This window comes from Streptomyces clavifer, from assembly GCF_036345975.1.
Lineage (GTDB): Bacteria > Actinomycetota > Actinomycetes > Streptomycetales > Streptomycetaceae > Streptomyces > Streptomyces clavifer.
The window spans coordinates 228,282-245,682 of the sequence record NZ_CP107794.1 but is presented as its reverse complement, the minus strand read 5'-3'; the positions used below and the strand labels follow the sequence as shown (position 1 = coordinate 245,682).

Here is a 17,401-nt window from a genome sequence, read left to right as displayed (position 1 = left end):
CCAGGACAAATGAAGAAGCACGACTGGAGTACTAGGCGGCGGCCGTGGCGTCGGCGCGCAGCTCGCTCGCCTCAAGGTCGGCGGTTGCCGAGTGCATCAGGCGCTGAGCGGCGCCATCCTGGTCTTGGTGGCGCAGCACGATGGCCAGTTCCCGTGCTGCGGCAGCGGCCGCGAGCGGGGAGCCGGAGATCTCGGCCGCGCCTAAAAGAAGTCATCTCATTTAGTGAGCTCGGTAGGCTGTCGTTCGTAGCAGGGATCGAAGCGGCTGGAACGCCTCGCATGCTGCCCTTGGACGTAGACTGCCCGCCAGGAGTGGGGGCTCCAGCCCCGGGGGGAGGGCGTTGTGCGGGCGAGCGACAACGAGCGCCACTGGGTCAGCCTGTGGCACGTTCCGTTGAACGTTGCCGCCATGCACGTGAGTGGCGTTCTGCTGTACATCGGCTTCTGCTGGATTCCAGCTGCGTCCGCGGAAACCTATGCCCAAACGTTCGAGATGATGATCTCGGTGCTGATGCTCCACGTCGCTATCCAGATTCCCGCCGGCCTTCTTACCTCCCGTTGGGCAGTCCGCGGCCAGGTAGCCAAAGCCGTTCATCTGTCCTGTGCCATCGAACCTGGTTGGCCGCGGCCCGGCGGATCGCTTCGCGCAGGACTTCGGGGCGCATCACCACGCCCTTGCCGTCGATCTGGATGACCAGGGGCATCTCGTGGGTGCACGGAGTGGGAATCCTCGCCCTGTAGGAGGCGGCGATATCGACGGGCGTCGGCGTCCACCAGCTCTTCAAGGCGGCGCTTGCCCACCACCTTCCCGCATCGTCGCTCGATCGCGGCAGCGGCCTGGTCGAACGAGCCTCTCGCCGCTTCCAGCACTGCAAGGCGGGCAAGCCTGCGGGAGTGCCGGCCGACGGGCAGCGACGGGTCCGCATCCGCCGGGTGCACGTGGGACACGCCCCGGCCGCAACAGGCGATCCGGTTCACCCGCACCGGCCCGAACACGCAGGTTAAGCAGCGGGAGTGCGTCTTCTCCCGCCAGGCTCGAACCTGTCCTTCCGGCGCGTGCACCACCGGCTGTCCTGCGCCTTGCGCACCGCGTCCTAACGCTCCGGCCTGGGAGATCGGCAACCGCCGATCTCTCAGGCCGGAGTCGTTGGTTCGCCCCCGGTGAGGGGTGAGGCCAGACAGTACGTCCCGCCTATTGCTCGGGGGAATGGCTGACGGGACATACCAGTTCAGGGGTCTGCTCGCCGGCGGACCACGGTGCGGCTCCGCGCTGCTTGCCGAGCCGGGAAGACCAGGCGCGGTCGCCGAGCAGCGCCATGGCAGCCGGCAGGAGCACGCCTCGGACGATGGTGGCGTCGATGAGAATGGCGACCGCCATGCCGACGCCCATCATCTTGTACTCAATGGCGGTGAGGCTGACGAACACGGTGAAGACGGCCGTCATGATCACGGCGGCGCTGGTGACCACGCCCGCGCTGCTGCTGATGCCGCCGACGATGGAGTCGTCGGAGCTGGCCCCGTCGGCCCACCGCTCCTTGATCCGGCTGAGGATGAAGATGTGGTAGTCCATGCTCAGCCCGAAGAGGATGACGAACATGAACAGCGGCAGCCAGGCGACCACGCCCCCGTAGGCCGTGAAGCCCAGCAGCGAGCCGAGGTGCCCGCTCTGGAAGACCCAGGTGAGCACGCCGTAGGCGGCGCCGATCGAGAGCAGGTTGAGCAGGATCGACACCAGCGGGATGGTCCAGGAGCGGAAGGCGACGACCAGCAGGACGAAGGCCAGGGCGAGGATGAAGACGAAGACCGCGACGGACCGGCTGTTGAGCTGGTTGGCGAAGTCGTATGGCATCGCCGTCTTGCCGCCGACCGCGTAGTCGATGCCCTCCACGGTGCCGAGGGTCGCGGGCAGCACGGTGCCCCTCAGCTTTTCCAGGGACTCGTTCGACGTGTCGTCGGTCCCCTTCCCGATGAGCGGTACGCGCACGACCACCACGTCACCGACCGCGACCGAGGTGATCGGCTCGGCGATCCCGCTGCCGGGGGTGGCCGCCTGCTCGTGCAGGGCGTCGATCGCCGTCCGCAGAGCGGGGGTGTCGGCACTCGTACCGTCGTCGGTGGCGATCGCGACACGGGCGGGGTTCGAGGCACCCGGGAAGGCGTCATTCATCCGGACCGCCGCGTCCACCGGGGCGACGCTACGCGGCAGGCTGTCGGTCGTAGCGGGGTCCTGAAGCTTCATGCTGAGCATGGGCAGGGCCATGACCAGCAGGACGAGGGCGGCGATTCCACCGGTCAGCGCGGGGCGGCGCACCACGGTGCGGGCCACCGCGGACCAGGTCCGCGACTCGCGTGCGACGGTCCTGCGCTTGCCGAGCCAGGGGATGCGGGCCTTGTCGACGCGGTGCCCCAGGGCGGAGAGCACCGCCGGCAGCACGGTGATGGAGCCGAGCACCGTGAGACCCACGACGATCACGGTGCCGGCCGTCAGCCCCTTGAAGACGTCGAGCCCGGAGAAGAGGAGGCCGCACACACAGATCATAACGGTGAGGCCGGAAACCACCACGGCGTGGCCGGACGTGCGGGCCGTCATCGCGAGGGCGTCCTGGGTGTCGCGTCCCGCGATCCGTTCCTCCCGCTCCCTTCGCAGATAGAACAGCGAGTAGTCGATGCCGACGGCCATGCCGATGAGCAGGACGATGGAGGAGGCGGCGCTGTTGACCGGCAGGAACTGTCCGACGGTCTGCAGCAGGCCGAAGGTGCCGATGACCGCGGTCGCGGCGAGCAGCAGGGGAATACCGGCGGCGATCAGCGAGCCGAAGACGACGAGCAGGATCACCAGGGTCAGGGGCAGCGAGGTGAACTCGGCCTTCGCGAAGTCGTCCTTGATCGCGTCGTCGACGACCGCGTTCAGGCTACGGTCACCGGCCTGCACGATCCGTAGGTCCGGGTTGTTGTCCTGCACCTCTTTCAGGGCGGCGACGGCCTCGTTGTAGTTCTCCTTCTGATTCTCGATCGGTCCGTCGAGTTCGAAGGTCACCAGACCGGACCGGCCGTCCTCGGACACCCATCGCTCGCCGTCGGTTCCCGCGGGCGATCCGATGTCGCGCACCGCATCACTGGTGCCGCGCAGTTTGTCGACCAACTCCTCGGCCGCACCCTGCAGCTCGGGGCTCTCGGTGAACTTGGGCCCCTCGTCCTCGCGTGACTGGAGCAGCACGCTCTCGCGGACAGAGTCACCGTTGTCCTCAGTGCGCACGATCTGCTGCGCCTTGCCCGCGTCACCGGGGTCGAGGGAGCGGGCCTCAGGTCCGCTGACCAGCGCACTGGACAGGATCGCGACGACCACCAGCACCAGCCAGCCGGTGATGGCGAGGGCCTTGTGCCGGACCGACCACCCGGCGACGGACTCCACGACCCCACGGGCAGGTCCCACCGGAGTGGGGGTCTGCGTCATGCGCGTCCCCCTTCGCCTTCGGGGTGCTTGCGGTCTAACTTGCCTTTGCGCAGCATGAGCTGCTCTCCTTAAATGTGGAGGAGCGTATCCAGGGAAAACTCGCCCGACGGCGAGGGAGATGCCTTCCGAACGCTGGGTCGTCGAGGTTGCAGCTCGGCGACCCAGCTCTGCGGTTGTGCGCCATTCACTTCGTTGTGCGCTATTCGACTTCCTTGAGAATGCGCTCCAACGACTCCATACGGGTCTGAATGCCCGCCAGTTGGCGTTCGGTCTGCTGCTGAGCCTCAAGGGACTGCTCGGCGAGCTTGCGGTACTCCTCCTCGCGAGCGAGCACCGCCTTGGCGCGCCAGTTGGCGCCGAACTGCCAGATGATCACAGTGATCACCACGGTGACCAAGGTGAAGGCGCCTATGACGCCGAACACTTCCTGCCAGTCGGTCTCGTTCATCAGACAGTCCCTTTCTCGTCGCGTCCACGTGCGGTGTCGGTACCGGTCATCTCCGGCACCACGGCCGCGATCGATTCCGGCGTCAGGTGGACCGCGAAGCGCGTCACCTCGTAGAACTTCATCGCTTTCCCATCGGGTGAGATCTCCAGCTGCGCTGACACGAGGCCCGCGGCCTCCAGCTTCTTCAGGTGAACCTGGAGGAGCGCACGGCTGATCCCCATGTCCCGAGCCAACTGGCTCACGTACTTACGTCCGCCGGCCAGCACCGCCACCACCCGCAGACGGTGCGGGTTGGCCAGCGTCGCCAGCGTCAACACCAGTTCGTCTCCGCTTGGCAGAGGCGTTTTCATAGCAGCACCGAGCACATGCAAAGAAATGTTAGCAGGTGCTGACTATTGTTGTCGCCCGCTAGGCAGGAGGGCTGTCTGCCTGTTCACGACGGGCCGTACGAGCACGTCGTCCCGGCCGGCATGTGCCGCTCAGGAAATGCGTTGTAACAGCTCTTTAGAGGGTCTGACAGTGCTCGGGGCTGCCTGGGACGATGCCGGGGTGGTTGTCTCGCTGGTGTATCAGGTGACGAGAAAGTTCCTGTTGGGGGTGCACAGCCTCACTGGTCCCACGAGTACCGACGCCTCCACCCCGCCTCCGACCAGCATGGTTCCCCTGCGGCACCAGCACTCCATGCCGATCAAGCTTCGATGGCAAAGATCATCTCGCTGTCACAGGACAATCTGGATGGCGAGGGCTTCGAGGGCCTCAAGGAGCTCGGGGTAGGACATGTAGCGCTTCCGCTGCTCCCAGTGCCTGAGGAGCACCATCTGTGGCGAAGCGGCGGTCAGCTGTCGATCAGGCGGCAAGTTCGGTGGTTGAAAGATCGGCGCGACAGTGTACTCGCTGCCGGTGACGCGACTCCAGACGAGAGCGGATGCGGCCTCCCGGGTTCGGTCGGTCGGCTTCCTGCCTTGACGAGGGCCCACGGCACAGCCAACTCGGCGATGAGTGAACCGAGCTGTTTCCTCGGGATGCAAGTACAGATGCGATGCGAGAGAGCCGTACGGGCCAAGGCAGACATCACAAATTGTTCAACCTATACGGCTCCCCTCAGGCCATGGCCCAGCACGGCGCTTCGTGGAAATTTTGGTCGGTTTTCGCCCGGCCTCATCGGAGTTGAGGCAAGAAGAGGTCGGGCTGCAGCCCCTCACCACCGGAACTCACCGTCGTAGAGGCGTCGGTGCCACCATTCGCCATGCCACCGCAGGCGCCGGTAGGCGTGTGGGTCGGGCAAGGTCCGGCGGCGGAACTCTGCGTCCAGACACGCCACTACTCGCCCGAGTACGGCGCGGGACGCCCGTGGAAGCGAACGCAACGTTTCTTGCAGAATGTCCCGGGCGTTCGCCACGTCGACAAGCGAGGACTCCGGATGGGGAGAGGCTGGGGAGCACAGGTCCAGGTAGCGGCCAGGCTGTCGCAGGAACGCCCGGTAGTGCCTGAGCGCGGCTTCCACCGCCCCATCCCACAAGCCGTCCCGCAGCCCGGCCCAGGAATCACCGTGCTCACGCTCCCTGCGTTGAATCTCGGCACAGGTGCGCTCGGACAACCCGGGAATTCGACAGATCCAAGGGCCCCAAACGGGCGGGACCTGATTTTCGGCGCGAAGCGCGCCGGGCCGTCTACGCGGCATGGGCCTTTCGGTTGGTCATCATGCTCGCGATCATGCCTGACGGCCTGACAGCCCACAAGGCCCTGCGGCCCTCACCGGCTCCCGGCAAACTCGCACCACCCGATCTTCCCGGCTTGCGCTCGCCGACACCCCACTTGTCGAACGGAGCCTCGATGAACAGCAGCCCGCACCCCGCTCCGTCGCGGGCCCCCGACATCGGCGATGCAGCGTGCAGGGCCACCGCCGCTGTCGTGTCTGGGGCGTTCGCCATCCACGATCTCGCGGGAGCTGCGGCGCAACGCCTCCACGCGGAGTTACCACCTGGAGTACCGGGCCTCGCTGGCGCAATGGCTTGCCGAGCGGCGGGCTCAGCGGCCGAAGCCGGCGAAGCTGGTGGCCGATGAGCGACTGCGCGAGTACGTGCAGGACCGGCTGGCCGGGAACGTCGTCCACGCCCTGGACGGCCGGGTCGTCGAGGGTCCACAGGTGGCGCCCTGGCAGGGAAGGAACAAGCCGCCGTCAGGACCGCCGCTGGGCGAACTGCTCGGGCCGAAGGTTCTTCCCGGCGTCCAGGGCGGCGCCGGCGTCGCCGAGCGCCCAGTGCACGCCGACCGTGTACAGGTCGACGGCACCTCGTCGTGGTCGGCCTCCCGGTCAAGCCCCCACACGCGGGCTACGGCCCCGGACGGGCGCTGGCCGGCTGAGGCGTTTTCCTGTGGAGGCGGCGAAATCCTCGACGGACGCGCGCGGGTGTGAGGCGCCCTTGGCGGGCGGGCCGTTCCCAGGGATTGCGGAGGTCTTCTGCGAGGAGCCGGGCAAGGCGGAGTTGGGTGTGGGCTGCGATGACGAGCCATGTCCAGCGGTCGGCGGCGGCTGGCTCGCGGAGTTTGGAAGCGGTCCACCCCAACGTCTGCTTGAGCATTCTGAAGGTGTGCTCAAGGTCGAATCTGCGTAGGAATGCCTGTCAGAGCCGGTCCACATCCCCAGCAGTGGCGGCGGTGGCCGACCACCACAGCCAGACCGGCCTGGGGCTGCGGTCTCCGCGGAGGTGATCGACCTGAAGACGGATGACGGTGCCTTCGATGACGGGCAGGTCTCCTTCGGGGTGGTCGGCCCAGGCCGAGCGCCGGACCAGTAGCGGGTGCAGGCGGTCCCAGGCAGTGGCGACGGCCTTCCCGTAGTGAGTGGTGTCGGTCACCGTGGTGACCGACGGGACCGGTTGAGTGGCCGCGATCTCGAACGCGAACTCCGCCCCGCGCTTGGGCTTGCGCCCACGTTTGCCCGCCGGCTGGGGCGGGGGCGGGAAGTACAGGACGCGGTCCGAACGCATCCGGCCCAGCAGTTCCACGGGCAGGTCCGCGAGCAGGAAAGCCAGACGGGTCACGTCATAGCCGGCATCGACGACGACCAGGACGGGCGGGTCACCGATCTGCCACTGGCCTGTCACATACAGCCGTTGAAAAACGTCCCGGACCTGGGCTGCGGTGACGGCGATCGCGTCGTCCCACGGACACAACCGGACCACGTCCAGCAGGGCAGTCCACGACGTCCGCCCCGGTTCCAGAGCGGCCACGAAGGAATAGGGCCACCCGGGGATCATCTGGGCCGAGCCCCTGCCACGACCGTACGTGTGGCAGAACAGCCGACCCGGGCTGGTATTCGCATCAGGCCGCAGCCAGTTGCTCACGTCGACCGCCAGGACCAGCCGGCCCGACGCCGTGCGGGGAAGCGGCAACCCTGCCAGCGTTCTACGCAGCCGTGCCACATCCAGCTCCCCGCTATTCAGCCCGCCGTACAAGGCGCCATGTCCGCGCCGATGCTCGGGCTCCAACGACAGCTCGACCAGCGTCCTCACCGGACCATCCGCGCACAGCAGGGCATCACTCAGCTCGAACAGCGCATCGCGCCGGCCGGTCAGGCAGGCATAGAGCTCCGTCCGGAAGCATGACAGTTCGGCAAACGCATCCCGCGGGGCGCCGTGTTGCAGCAGACTCATAGCTACGGCCTTCGTGTTGATCCCATGCCTCTGTGACGGAGCACAGGATCAGGCGAAGGCCACTCTTACGTCCGGAACTTAGGCAAACCCATCAGCAAGTTCGAGGCAGTGTTCGACGGCAGACCATAAACGTCAAGCTAAGAGCTGCAGGCTACTGCAACTTCGGCCGGCCGCTGCGGTGGCGGTGACGGGGGCGGTGGCGCAGACGGTTCCGAGGTCTTGGATATGTGCGCAGGCTTGGGCGTCTTCGGGGCGGGTGACCAGAACCAGTAACCCTGATTCCTCCGAAGGCAGCCGAATCAGTTGTTCGCCAGCCATTGCCGGGTTGACGAGGCCGGCCGCAGTCCACCGGTCGCGGCAGGAGTCCACGCCCGGGCGCGTCAGCGGCCCTTGCGGCAGATCCGCGTGATCTCGCCGCCCTCGGCAGGTGTGAGTGGCCCGGTGGCGTCGGCGTCGCCCACCCCGAGCGCGGTGGCCAGTGCACGGCCGTGGAGGTCCAGGGCGGCTTCGATGAGGCGGGTCTGCGCTGCGACCGAGGACCTGCCACGGCGCCACGCGACGACTCCCGCGACGACGGCCACCGCGGCGGACGGCGGCCAGAGCAGCGCGAGCATGCCGTACAGGGTGGCCCAGGAGCCGCGGATGGTCGCGTCGGCGAACTGGCTGCCGGCCGCCTCTATCTCGGTACGGACCAGGTCCGGGGCGACCAGCCAGAACGCCGGCCAGACGAAGGTCAGATCGAGGCCGTAGCGCTCGTAGCCGATTGATTCGAGCGCCTTGAAGCGGTCACCGATCCAGGTCGGACAGGCCGGGCGGGCCATGGCGAGCTGGTTCGTCCGAGCCGCCAGGTCGTCGATCTCGGCTTGCATCTCCTCGGTCCGGCCGGAAGCATCCTCCAGCGCGAACCGCCGCTCGACGAGGGCGTCCCAGCGGTCCCGACGCGCTCTGCGGCGCCAACGTGCCAGGGGCGCCGGCCAGCGGCCGAGCCAGACCAGGCGAAGACCGGCAGCCAGACCGCCAGCCGCGAGCCCGACCGCAGCGGCGGCGAGCAGCACACCCGCAACGCAGAGCGCCGTGCGTGCCGCAGGCCAACGGCTAAGGTCGGCAGCGAGATCGTCCAGCGAGCCGAGTGCGTAGCCGACGTCGAGCGCGTGCGCCCACCGCAATCTGGCGCCGAGCAGGAGCGCGGCGAGGAAGAGCAGGCCGGGAATGGCGAGCAGTGACACCCAGCGTTCGGCGAGCTTCTTGGCCAGCTCGCCGAAGAAGATAGTCATCCGGTGGCCTGCGTCGGCATCCGCTCCCCGGTCACCCGGCAGCGCGGCGACAGCCCGGCTGGTCGCGGGCGCTCGGTGCGTGAGCAGGCGCCGTCCGGGCAGTGAGCGATCTCCTCGTCGGCGCGACCGGGACCGAACGGCATCTCGTGCGGCAGTTGGCGGTAGGCGCCGGCAGCGTCGAATCGGTAGAGCTCGTCCAGCAGGTCGGCGACCGGCGTACGGGCCCGGGCGGCGGCCTCGATCGCCGTCAGCAGCCTCTGGTATTCGGCCGGGCGGCCGGTGCCTGCTGCACGAATGTCGGGAAGTAGCTCGCAGAGAAGGGTCAGCGCGGCCCGTTCGCGTTCGGCGTCGGCGGTACCTGCGAGCACGCCAATTCCTCCATCCTCTCAGCAAACCCCGTCAAGTCGATGCGACCATAGCGCTCATGGCGACGACTGCGCAGCCCAGCGAGTTACTTGACCAACGGATCGTGCGGTGGCAGCAGGGCGATCCCGAGGGCGTGCTGGCGAACGAGGCGCTGATTGAAGCCGCGCAAATGTGGTGGGTGCAGATTCCACACGCCACTGACGGCCACATCAACCAGGCCCTGAACCTGCTCGCTTGGCTGCACTGGGCACGATCCACGAGCGGGCCGCAGGACGAGCGACAGATGGAGCAGCAGTGCTCTCTCGGTTTCTTCCGTGCGCTGTGGCAACGCGAGCCGGCCGCCCCACCATCGGTCGTCCGGAAGCACTTCGAGGCCACGAAGCCGGCCGCGATCAACGACATCCCCGCCCATGCGAGCGGGATTCTCCGCGGTGTCGCGGTCTACACGCTCAGTCGGCATCGGGACACCGGAATCCGCCTCTTCGAGTTGTCGGACTGGCCGCCGGACCTCCCCGCCGACACGGCGCCGGTATTCGTGCAGGTCGCGATGGTGCTCAACGACCGGCACGCCGAGACCGGTGACGCTGCGGACCTCGACGCCGTCGTCACCTACGCAGAGCGTGCCCTCGCACTCGCGACCGAGGCGGACCTGCTCCGCGCGAAGCTCCTGCAGAACGTCGCCGTCCTGTACGCAGACCGGTTCAAGACGACCTCAGCGATATCCGACATCGACCGCAACCTGGCGCTCACCAACGAGGCCTTAACGATCATCAGGGCACTCGCTGCCGACCCGGCCGAACTGCTTGCGAATCGCCACGCCGCGCGGTGGCATCGCTTCGTGGCTTTCCAGCACCTGGGCGATCTGCGACATGCCATAGCCGACGGCACCGCCGCAGCCGATGGACTGCCGCCGGGAAACCCTGTCCGTGCGGCGATCCAGGCGCAGGTTGCCCGCCTGTCACAGCTACTTGCACTGCACCCGGACAACCCTGACCAAGCGGAGTCCGGGGCTGCGGACCACGTGACTCCCATGCGGTCCGCCCTCGCCGGCGCTACGGGCACCGCGCAGTTGAGCCGCCAACTCGACCTCGGTCTCGCACTTGCCGCCCGCTTCGCGCAGTCCCACCAGATCGAAGATCTCCAGGAAGCGATCGGCCTGTTCCGTGAGAACACCCTGGAGCGGTCCACGTTTCTCCTGGCCACCGCCCTGCGACTGCGCTACGACGCGCTGGGCGACGCCACCGACCTGGACGAGTGCATCGCCCTGTTCGGACACACCGATAGTGGCGACACCTCGGCGGTTGATCGGATCACGCTGGCAGAAGGTCTGGCCGACGCCCTTGAAGCCGACTACGAAGCCCGTCCCGACAAGGCGCGGTTGCACGCGGCGATCGACGTCAGCCGCACCGCAGTGTTCGCGGCCTGGCCAGACCCGACCGCACCCGACCCCGAGCCGGGCCTGCTGCCGATGCTGGAATCCCTGGCCCGGGGCAATCTCCTGCGCCGGGTGCGCGCAAGTGACCAAACGGGCGACCATGACTTCGTCATGTCCCCCGAGGCGATGACCGACGCCGCGTACGTGTGGTGGCTGGCCCATCGGCTGTCGACGCGGAACCCGGCATCCCGCAGCCTGGCCAGTGCCCGTCGTGTCTTGGGCGTCTTCCACATCCTGCGAAACAACGCCACCGTCGACTCCGGCGGGCCCGATGAACTGGCGCAGACGCTCATGCACTGGCTGCCGGACCCTCAGTCGCTGCCGGACGACCTGCCCGACCCCCTGAACCGGATGCTCGGACCGCGCGCCGAGCCGAAGGCTCAGGCCGGGTACGCCAACACCCTCATCTACCACGCCAACGGGGAACGGAACCCCGCCGCGGTGAACGCCGCGATCCTGCTCCTCAGCGCGGCAATCGAGGCCACCCCCGCCGACGATCCACAACTGCCCGATCGGCTCGGCTCGCTCAGCGACGCCTACCGAATCCGCGGCATCAACAACCAGAACAACAGCGACCTGGAGACCGCCACCGAGCTGGCCGCCGAGGCGGCGGCCCTCGCCCCGCCGGAGGCCGCCAAAGCCCAGGAACGGCTGGCCCGCGCTCGGAGCTCTCGCCTGCGCTTCGCCCGGCGCAGGGCCACCCCAGACCCCGGGCGCCACAGAATCGACCGGGTAGCCCTCGCTGAAGAGTACGCAGACGGCCCCGATGGCGCCGATATCGCCGCAATGATGGACGCCGCCGTGCAAGAGTTCCTGCTCAGCGAACAAGCCGAAGCGGTGCCCAAGAAACCGGCCACCGCCGAAACCTCCCGGCACTACCTGGAGGAGTTCCGCTGTTCCGGCCTCGCTGTCGACCTCGAGCTCGCCCTGCGCGCCGCGGAAGTTGAGACCAGCAGGCACGAGAACCCCACCGAACGACGCGAACACCTGTCGCACCTCGGCAACATCCACCTGCAGCGCTACGCGCTGACCCGGGAGAAGGCCGAGCTGGTCGAGGCCGCCCGTCTGCTGGAAGAGGCGCTCGACCTCTCTCCACGTATCGGCCCGTTCCGCGGGCCGCTGCTCCGTATCCTCAGCGGGATCTACGTTGAGCATTCCGAGCTGACCAACGGGCAGGTAGAGCGGCATTGTCACCTGGCGCTCACCCCGATCACCGACGCACTGGACAGCCTGACTGCGCTACGCGGCGCTGGTCGGCTCGCCCTGCATCACCAGCGCTACGACCTGGCCGTCACCTGCTACCGCGAAGCCGTCGCTCTGATGCGTGTCGCTGCCCTCGAGGAAATCGACCAAACCGACCGGGCTGCCCGGCTCTCCGAGATCACCGAAACGGGCAGCGAGGCGGTCACCGCACACATCCTCGCCGGCGACCCCGCTACCGCGCTGGAGGCAGCCGAGGAAGCACGCGCGGTGGTGCTGACCCTGGAACTCGATCTGCGCACCGACCTCACCAGCCTCCGCGAAGCCCGCCCTGACCTGGCCGAACGCTTCGACCGCCTGCGCGACGCCATCACCGCTGACCGAACCGACAGCGCCCGCATCCCAGCCGGGTACGTGCGGACCGTTCAGGCCTCGCAGAGCCGCACCGCCTGGACCAACCTGCTCGCCGACATCCGCTCCATCCCCGGCTACGAGAGATTTATGCGGCCACCGGTTGCCGACGAGCTGACCACCCTGAACCTGCCCGGCCCGCTCGTGCTGATCAACGTCAGCCCTTTCGGCAGCCACGCCCTCGTCGTCGATCCGGACCCAGGTGTCCGCGTGCTGCCGCTGGACGGGCTGAACCACCAGGATGTCCACGCGCACGCCTACGCCATGCTCTCCGCCAGGGAGCCTCGGATGACCAGCGAGATCCTGGCATGGCTGTGGGAAACGGTGGTCGGCCCCGTCCTCGAAGCCATCGGCCCGGCCACCAGGGTGTGGTGGGTGCCAACCGGCCTCCTCAGCGCATTTCCACTCCACGCCGCCACCGCTCCGGACGGCCGGTCCGCGATCGACTTGATCGAGTCGTCCTACGCCCCCACGATCCGGTTGCTGACCCGAGGCCTCGCTCGGGCCGCCGCGTCCGGAAACGGCGGCGACCTGGTCGTCGCCGTACGCCGCACCGCGAACGGCGCGGAACTCGCCGGAGCGGAAGCCGAAGGCCGCGCACTTCTTGACCGCCACCCAGAAGCCGTCCCCCTTCTCAACGAAGCGGCGACACGCGAGAGCGTCCTGGCCGCGCTCCCCCGTGCCACCCGCGCCTACTTCGCCTGCCACAACGTCCGCGACGACGTTCGCCCGCACCGGAGTGGACTTGGCCTCTTCGACGGCCTCCTGACCATCGACGACCTCTCCCACCTGGACCTGCCACATGCCGAGTTCGCCCAGCTCTCGGCGTGCGCGACGGTCATGCCCACCCCCGACGCACCGGACGAACTCACCCACCTCGCCGCCGCCTTTCAGCTCGCCGGCTTCCGCAGCGTCGTGGCCACCCTCTGGCCGGTCCGCGACCTCACCGCCACCGAGTTCACCCAGCTTTTCCACGCCGCGGGCGGCCACATCACGACCTGTACCGCCGTCACCTCAGCCACCCGCGCCCTGCGTGACCGCCACCCCGACCACCCTGAGCTCTGGGCCCCCTACCTTCACTACGGCTTGTAGACCGAGCTAGGGCCTGTCCGGCGGATCATGTGACCTTCTGACCGGTCGCTCGTTGGTTCGGGCATGGGTCGGGGGGATCTGACGAACTGCGAGTGGTCGTTACTGGAGCCGCATCTGCCACCTCTGGGTGGCCGGGGTGGCCGGTGGAGCGACCACCGCATCGTGGTGAACGGGATCCTGTTCCGGGTCCGGACCGGTGTCCCGTGGCGTGACCTGCCGGAACGCTATGGCTCGTGGAAGACCGTCTATGAACGGCATCGCCGGTGGTCGGCGGACGGTACCTGGGACCGGATCCTGCAAGCCGTCCAGGCCGACGCCGACCTGGCAGGGCGGATCGACTGGTCGATGGTCGGCGTCGACTCGACGTCCTGCCGGGCCCATCAGCATGCGGCCGGCGCACGCAAAGCCCGTCCGCGGATCCCGAAAAAAGGACGACGCCCCGGCACCACCGCCCCGACGAGGGACTCGGACGGTCCAGGGGCGGCCTGACCAGCAAGATCCACCTCGCCGGCGAAGGCGGCTGCCGTCCCATGGCCCTCCTGCTCACGCCGGGCCAGTGGGGCGACGCCCCGCAGATGGTCGAGGTCCTGGACCTGATCCGGGTTCCCCGGCCGCTGGGCGGACGGCCCCGGACCCGGCCGGACCACGTCAGCGGCGACAAGGCGTACAGCTCCCGCCGAAACCGCCGCTACCTGCGAAGACGCCACATCCGGCACACGATCCCCGAGCCGAAGGACCAGCGGGCCAACCGCCGCCGTAAAGGCAGAGAAGGCGGCAGACCAACGGGCTTCGAACGTGACCACTACCGGCGCCGCAACGAGGTCGAGCGGACCATTAACCGGCTCAAGAACTCCCGCGCAGTAGCGACCCGTTGCGACAAACGGGCCTACGTCTTCCACGGCACCGTCACCGCCGCAGCGATCCGACTCTGGCTCCGCCAGTGATCCGCCGGACAGGACCTAGTGACCTGAGTCGCAGGTTCGTCGTTGGTTGTTCATGAGTCGTCCCGGTCCGAAGATTCCGCCGTTGTCGGTGACTGATGCCCAGCGGGCTGTGCTGGAGGGTTGGGTGCGTCGTCGTTCGACGGCCCAGGCTCTGGCTCAGCGTTCGCGGATCGTGCTGGAGTGCGCCGAGGGGCATTCGATCCTGGAGGTGTCCCGCCGGTTGAATGTTGCCGCGGACACGGTCCGCACCTGGCGGCGGCGGTTCATCGAACGTGGCCTCGACGGCCTGTCCGACGAACCGCGGCCCGGCGCCCCGAGGAAGATCAGTGACGCCGACGTCGAGCGGGTCATCGTCAAGACACTCGAGGAGAGGCCGAAGAACGCCACCCATTGGTCGACCAGATCGATGGCTGCCGCCACGAGCATGTCGCAGTCGGCGATCTCCCGAATCTGGCGGGCGTTCGCACTCGCGCCGCACCGGTCTGAGACCTTCAAGCTGTCCACGGACCCGTTCTTCATCGACAAGGTCCGCGACGTGGTGGGCCTCTACCTGGATCCACCGGAAAGAGCGCTGGTCCTCTGCGTGGACGAGAAGTCGCAGATCCAGGCCCTGGACCGGTCCCAGCCCGTGCTCCCGATGATGCCGGGCGTCCCGGAACGCCGAAGCCACGACTACATCCGTGCCGGCACCACCACCCTGTTCGCGGCTCTGGAGGTGGCGACCGGCAAAGTCATCGGCTCATTGCACCGGCGCCATCGGGCAGCTGAGTTCAAGAAGTTCCTGGCCAAGGTCGACAAGGAAGTGCCAGCCGGCCTCGAGGTGCACCTGATCCTCGACAACTACGCGACCCACAAGACACCGGCGGTCAAGAAGTGGCTGCTGTCCCACCCTCGATTCCACCTGCACTTCACACCCACCAGCTCGTCCTGGCTGAACTTGGTGGAACGATGGTTCGCCGAGCTCACGCAGAAGAAGCTCAAACGCGGCGTCCATCGTTCCGTCCAAGCACTGGAACGCGACATCCGGGCCTGGGTCGCGGACTGGAACGACCACCCACGGCCCTTCATCTGGACCAAGACCGCCGACGAAATCCTCGACAAGGTCGCCAGCTACTGCCAGCGAATCTCTGACTCAGGTCACTAGGCCGTGTCTGATGGGTCCAGTGACTTGCCGAGGGGTGGATCGTTTCGGTTGGTGTGGGGCGTGGTGATCTTTCCGATGTCGAGTGGGCTCAACTGGTACCGGACTTGCCGACGAACGTCGGACGAAGTGGGCGTTGGCACTGCCACAGGCGCGTGATCAATGGAGTTCTCTTCCGGCTGCGGACCGGCCTGCCTTGGCGGGACCTGCCACCGCACTTCGGGAAGTGGCAGACGGTCTATGACCGGCATCGCAGGTGGTCGGCCGATGGCACGTGGGAGAGGGTCTTGCATGCCGTGCTCGCCGCCGCGGACGCCGCGGGCCGGCCCGCGTGCCGGGGCGACGCCGCCGCCCCTCAGAGGATCGCTCTGACGAAGCGGTCGGCCGCTCGCGGGGTGGCCTGACGACGAAGATTTACTTGGCCAGTGACGGGAGCCGTCGTCCCTTGTCAGTCCTGATAACCCCAGGACAGTGGGGTGACGCCCCGCAGTTGATCACAGTCCTGGATCGCATTCGCGTTCCGCGTCCAGCCGGTGGCCTCCCACGTACAAGACCTGACCACGTATGCGGGGACAAGGCATACAGCTCGCGTCGAAACCGCCAGTACCTGCGACGACGGCAGATCCAGCACACGATCCCCGAGCGTCGAGACCAACGAGACAACCGCCGACGACGTGGGAGCCGAGGCGGTCGCCCCACTGCCTTCGACCAGTCCCGGTATGCCCGCAGAAACGAGGTCGAACGGTGCATCAACGCACTCAAAGGATCCCGGGCCGTGGCGACGCGCTACGACAAAAGAGCCTACGTATTCCACGGCACGGCGACTCTGGCCGCGCTTCCCCTGTGGCTCCGCCCCTGATCCCTCGAATGCCCCGCCACGGCAGCCATGCCGATCGACTCAGTCGTCAGCCGCGACGAGGAGAGTGATCCGTCCAACTGTGCGGTCGATGAGCACGAACTCGTGGAAGTACTCGTGCACACGCCCCCAGTCATGAATGGCCTCGTCCCCGAGATCGCTCAGGTAGTAGATGTGGTCGGCCCCCGACAAGCGATCGAACACCTCCTGCTGCAGATCCGCCCCAAGCTTGGCGGGCACGTCCTCGAACTGGTTGCCCCACCCCCACAGGACGCTCGCGCTCTTGTTCCGACTGACGGTTTCGTAGGCGCCGGGGGTGACCAGCCTCAGCCAATACGGGCCGTGCCTAGATCCCTCCGGCAGAACTCCACCGCCCGCGTAGTCGTCCCGGAACTGTTCATGCCTGATGAGCGCCGCGAGCAGTTCGTGAGCTTCGGCGGGCTCAGCTGGGATCCGCAGATGCTTGATGTTGACCCATTTGTAGCCGTGAGACCTCGGATCCCGGAAGTTGTAGTTCCGGAAATTGATGAAGGCACTGGCCTCATGGGTGAGCTGGTTCTCCATAGCGCCACAGCTTAGGAGCCGGCCAAGGTCACTCCGCGGACCCATCGGACAGGACCTAAACTAGGGCATAAAGTGCAATACACCTAGATCAAATGCCCTCTGAGACCGTGACCCGATTCGGGCGATCGTCGACTACTGCTCGACCTGCATGCGACGGACCAGACGACCCTCGAACTCGTACACATGACGGACCTCCTCTCGAGCAAGAACGGAACCGCCCGGGTCGCGAGCCACCAGTCTGACCGCGACTTCGATCCGGCCGTCGCCCCGTTCCCGAAACTGCACAGGCGTGAGAGACAGTCGAAGCTGAGCCCACTGGCGAATCCAGTAGTCGCGGACCGACGCCCGTCCTTCGAGGTGCCCGCCTTCCCAGCCGTTGGGCCACTGGACATCGGCGGTCATGGCCGCGAGGACCCGATCGATCTCGCGGGCGTTGAACGCCTCGTACAGCTCGCGGAGCTCCCGCGATCGGGCGGACGTCGACGGCCTGTCGTCACTACGGGACACTGAATCATCCTCTCGCCAGAACACGCGTGCTGCGCTGGTGCTGCGGGCTCGAC

12 protein-coding genes and 5 pseudogenes are annotated in these 17,401 nt (G+C 67.5%); 5 read left to right on the top strand and 12 right to left on the bottom strand.

From position 1 onward, the window contains the following. Positions 1 to 34: 34 nt before the first annotated feature. The 6 genes and pseudogenes from OG927_RS34775 to OG927_RS34750 all read right to left on the bottom strand — a co-directional run. Positions 35 to 196, bottom strand: a pseudogene (locus tag OG927_RS34775) (transcriptional regulator); the annotation flags it as partial. Positions 197 to 620: 424 nt separating this feature from the next. Further along, positions 621 to 1,065: pseudogene (locus OG927_RS34770) on the bottom strand (ISKra4 family transposase); the annotation flags it as partial. Between the two features lie 127 nt (positions 1,066 to 1,192). Further along, positions 1,193 to 3,454 carry an MMPL family transporter gene (locus OG927_RS34765; RefSeq protein ID WP_408058143.1) on the bottom strand — a complete coding sequence of 754 codons (2,262 nt, stop codon included), beginning with the start codon at positions 3,452 to 3,454 and terminating at the stop codon, positions 1,193 to 1,195. Positions 3,455 to 3,653: 199 nt separating this feature from the next. Continuing rightward, positions 3,654 to 3,902, bottom strand: coding sequence for a hypothetical protein (locus OG927_RS34760; RefSeq protein ID WP_056792596.1), 249 nt, complete (start codon positions 3,900 to 3,902; stop codon positions 3,654 to 3,656). Further along, complete coding sequence (locus OG927_RS34755) at positions 3,902 to 4,252, bottom strand: ArsR/SmtB family transcription factor (RefSeq protein ID WP_056792597.1); 351 nt, start codon at positions 4,250 to 4,252, stop codon at positions 3,902 to 3,904. The genes OG927_RS34760 and OG927_RS34755 overlap by 1 nt, the downstream gene beginning before the upstream one ends. Positions 4,253 to 4,621: 369 nt before the next feature. After that, on the bottom strand, positions 4,622 to 4,759 hold the full coding sequence (locus tag OG927_RS34750; protein ID WP_157866836.1) for a hypothetical protein: 138 nt from the start codon (positions 4,757 to 4,759) through the stop codon (positions 4,622 to 4,624). Between the two features lie 1,058 nt (positions 4,760 to 5,817). Here OG927_RS34750 and OG927_RS34745 point away from each other — a divergent pair. After that, positions 5,818 to 6,103 (top strand): annotated as a pseudogene (locus OG927_RS34745) (IS30 family transposase); the annotation flags it as partial. Here OG927_RS34745 and OG927_RS36130 read toward each other — a convergent pair. The 4 genes and pseudogenes from OG927_RS36130 to OG927_RS34730 form a co-directional block, all read right to left on the bottom strand. Further along, positions 6,085 to 6,192: pseudogene (locus tag OG927_RS36130) on the bottom strand (transcriptional regulator); the annotation flags it as partial. The pseudogenes OG927_RS34745 and OG927_RS36130 sit on opposite strands and share 19 nt — an antisense overlap. Positions 6,193 to 6,238: 46 nt before the next feature. Continuing rightward, positions 6,239 to 7,558 (bottom strand): annotated as a pseudogene (locus OG927_RS34740) (NF041680 family putative transposase); the annotation flags it as partial. Positions 7,559 to 7,938: 380 nt separating this feature from the next. Beyond that, positions 7,939 to 8,832, bottom strand: coding sequence for a hypothetical protein (locus OG927_RS34735; RefSeq protein WP_124283645.1), 894 nt, complete (start codon positions 8,830 to 8,832; stop codon positions 7,939 to 7,941). Then, complete coding sequence (locus tag OG927_RS34730; protein WP_124283646.1) at positions 8,829 to 9,200, bottom strand: hypothetical protein; 372 nt, start codon at positions 9,198 to 9,200, stop codon at positions 8,829 to 8,831. Before OG927_RS34730 ends, OG927_RS34735 begins: the two co-directional genes overlap by 4 nt. Positions 9,201 to 9,256: 56 nt before the next feature. On the opposite strand from OG927_RS34730, the gene OG927_RS34725 reads away from it, so the two are divergent. The 4 genes from OG927_RS34725 to OG927_RS34710 all read left to right on the top strand — a co-directional run bounded on the left by OG927_RS34725 (position 9,257) and on the right by OG927_RS34710 (position 16,280). Continuing rightward, the gene (locus tag OG927_RS34725; protein WP_330321519.1) at positions 9,257 to 13,336 is read left to right on the top strand and encodes a CHAT domain-containing protein; all 4,080 of its coding nucleotides are present in this window, start codon (positions 9,257 to 9,259) and stop codon (positions 13,334 to 13,336) included. Positions 13,337 to 13,399: 63 nt separating this feature from the next. Beyond that, positions 13,400 to 14,280 (top strand): IS5 family transposase gene (locus OG927_RS34720; protein ID WP_330321518.1). Its coding sequence is split into 2 segments (ribosomal slippage): positions 13,400 to 13,760 and positions 13,760 to 14,280, totalling 882 coding nucleotides; the frame shifts between segments, so codons are not numbered across the junction. A gap of 52 nt (positions 14,281 to 14,332) precedes the next feature. Further along, positions 14,333 to 15,424, top strand: coding sequence for an IS630 family transposase (locus tag OG927_RS34715; RefSeq protein WP_330321499.1), 1,092 nt, complete (start codon positions 14,333 to 14,335; stop codon positions 15,422 to 15,424). A gap of 53 nt (positions 15,425 to 15,477) precedes the next feature. Continuing rightward, a protein-coding gene (locus OG927_RS34710) for an IS5 family transposase (RefSeq protein ID WP_408058142.1) occupies positions 15,478 to 16,280 on the top strand; the annotation gives its coding sequence in 2 pieces (ribosomal slippage) (positions 15,478 to 15,762 and positions 15,765 to 16,280; 801 coding nt in all). 39 nt (positions 16,281 to 16,319) lie between these two features. Here the strand turns inward: OG927_RS34710 and OG927_RS34705 are convergent. Both OG927_RS34705 and OG927_RS34700 read right to left on the bottom strand, forming a co-directional pair. Then, positions 16,320 to 16,841 carry a hypothetical protein gene (locus tag OG927_RS34705; RefSeq protein ID WP_330321517.1) on the bottom strand — a complete coding sequence of 174 codons (522 nt, stop codon included), beginning with the start codon at positions 16,839 to 16,841 and terminating at the stop codon, positions 16,320 to 16,322. 132 nt (positions 16,842 to 16,973) lie between these two features. Then, positions 16,974 to 17,348 carry a nuclear transport factor 2 family protein gene (locus tag OG927_RS34700; protein WP_330321516.1) on the bottom strand — a complete coding sequence of 125 codons (375 nt, stop codon included), beginning with the start codon at positions 17,346 to 17,348 and terminating at the stop codon, positions 16,974 to 16,976. Positions 17,349 to 17,401 lie beyond the last annotated feature (53 nt).

Coding starts and splice junctions, on each gene's coding strand:
- OG927_RS34755 (WP_056792597.1), bottom strand. CDS start 4,252: ATGAAAACGCCTCTGCCAAGCGGAGACGAACTGGTGTTGACGCTGGCG.
- OG927_RS34705 (WP_330321517.1), bottom strand. CDS start 16,841: ATGGAGAACCAGCTCACCCATGAGGCCAGTGCCTTCATCAATTTCCGG.
- OG927_RS34760 (WP_056792596.1), bottom strand. CDS start 3,902: ATGAACGAGACCGACTGGCAGGAAGTGTTCGGCGTCATAGGCGCCTTC.
- OG927_RS34735 (WP_124283645.1), bottom strand. CDS start 8,832: ATGACTATCTTCTTCGGCGAGCTGGCCAAGAAGCTCGCCGAACGCTGG.
- OG927_RS34765 (WP_408058143.1), bottom strand. CDS start 3,454: ATGACGCAGACCCCCACTCCGGTGGGACCTGCCCGTGGGGTCGTGGAG.
- OG927_RS34715 (WP_330321499.1), top strand. CDS start 14,333: ATGAGTCGTCCCGGTCCGAAGATTCCGCCGTTGTCGGTGACTGATGCC.
- OG927_RS34725 (WP_330321519.1), top strand. CDS start 9,257: ATGGCGACGACTGCGCAGCCCAGCGAGTTACTTGACCAACGGATCGTG.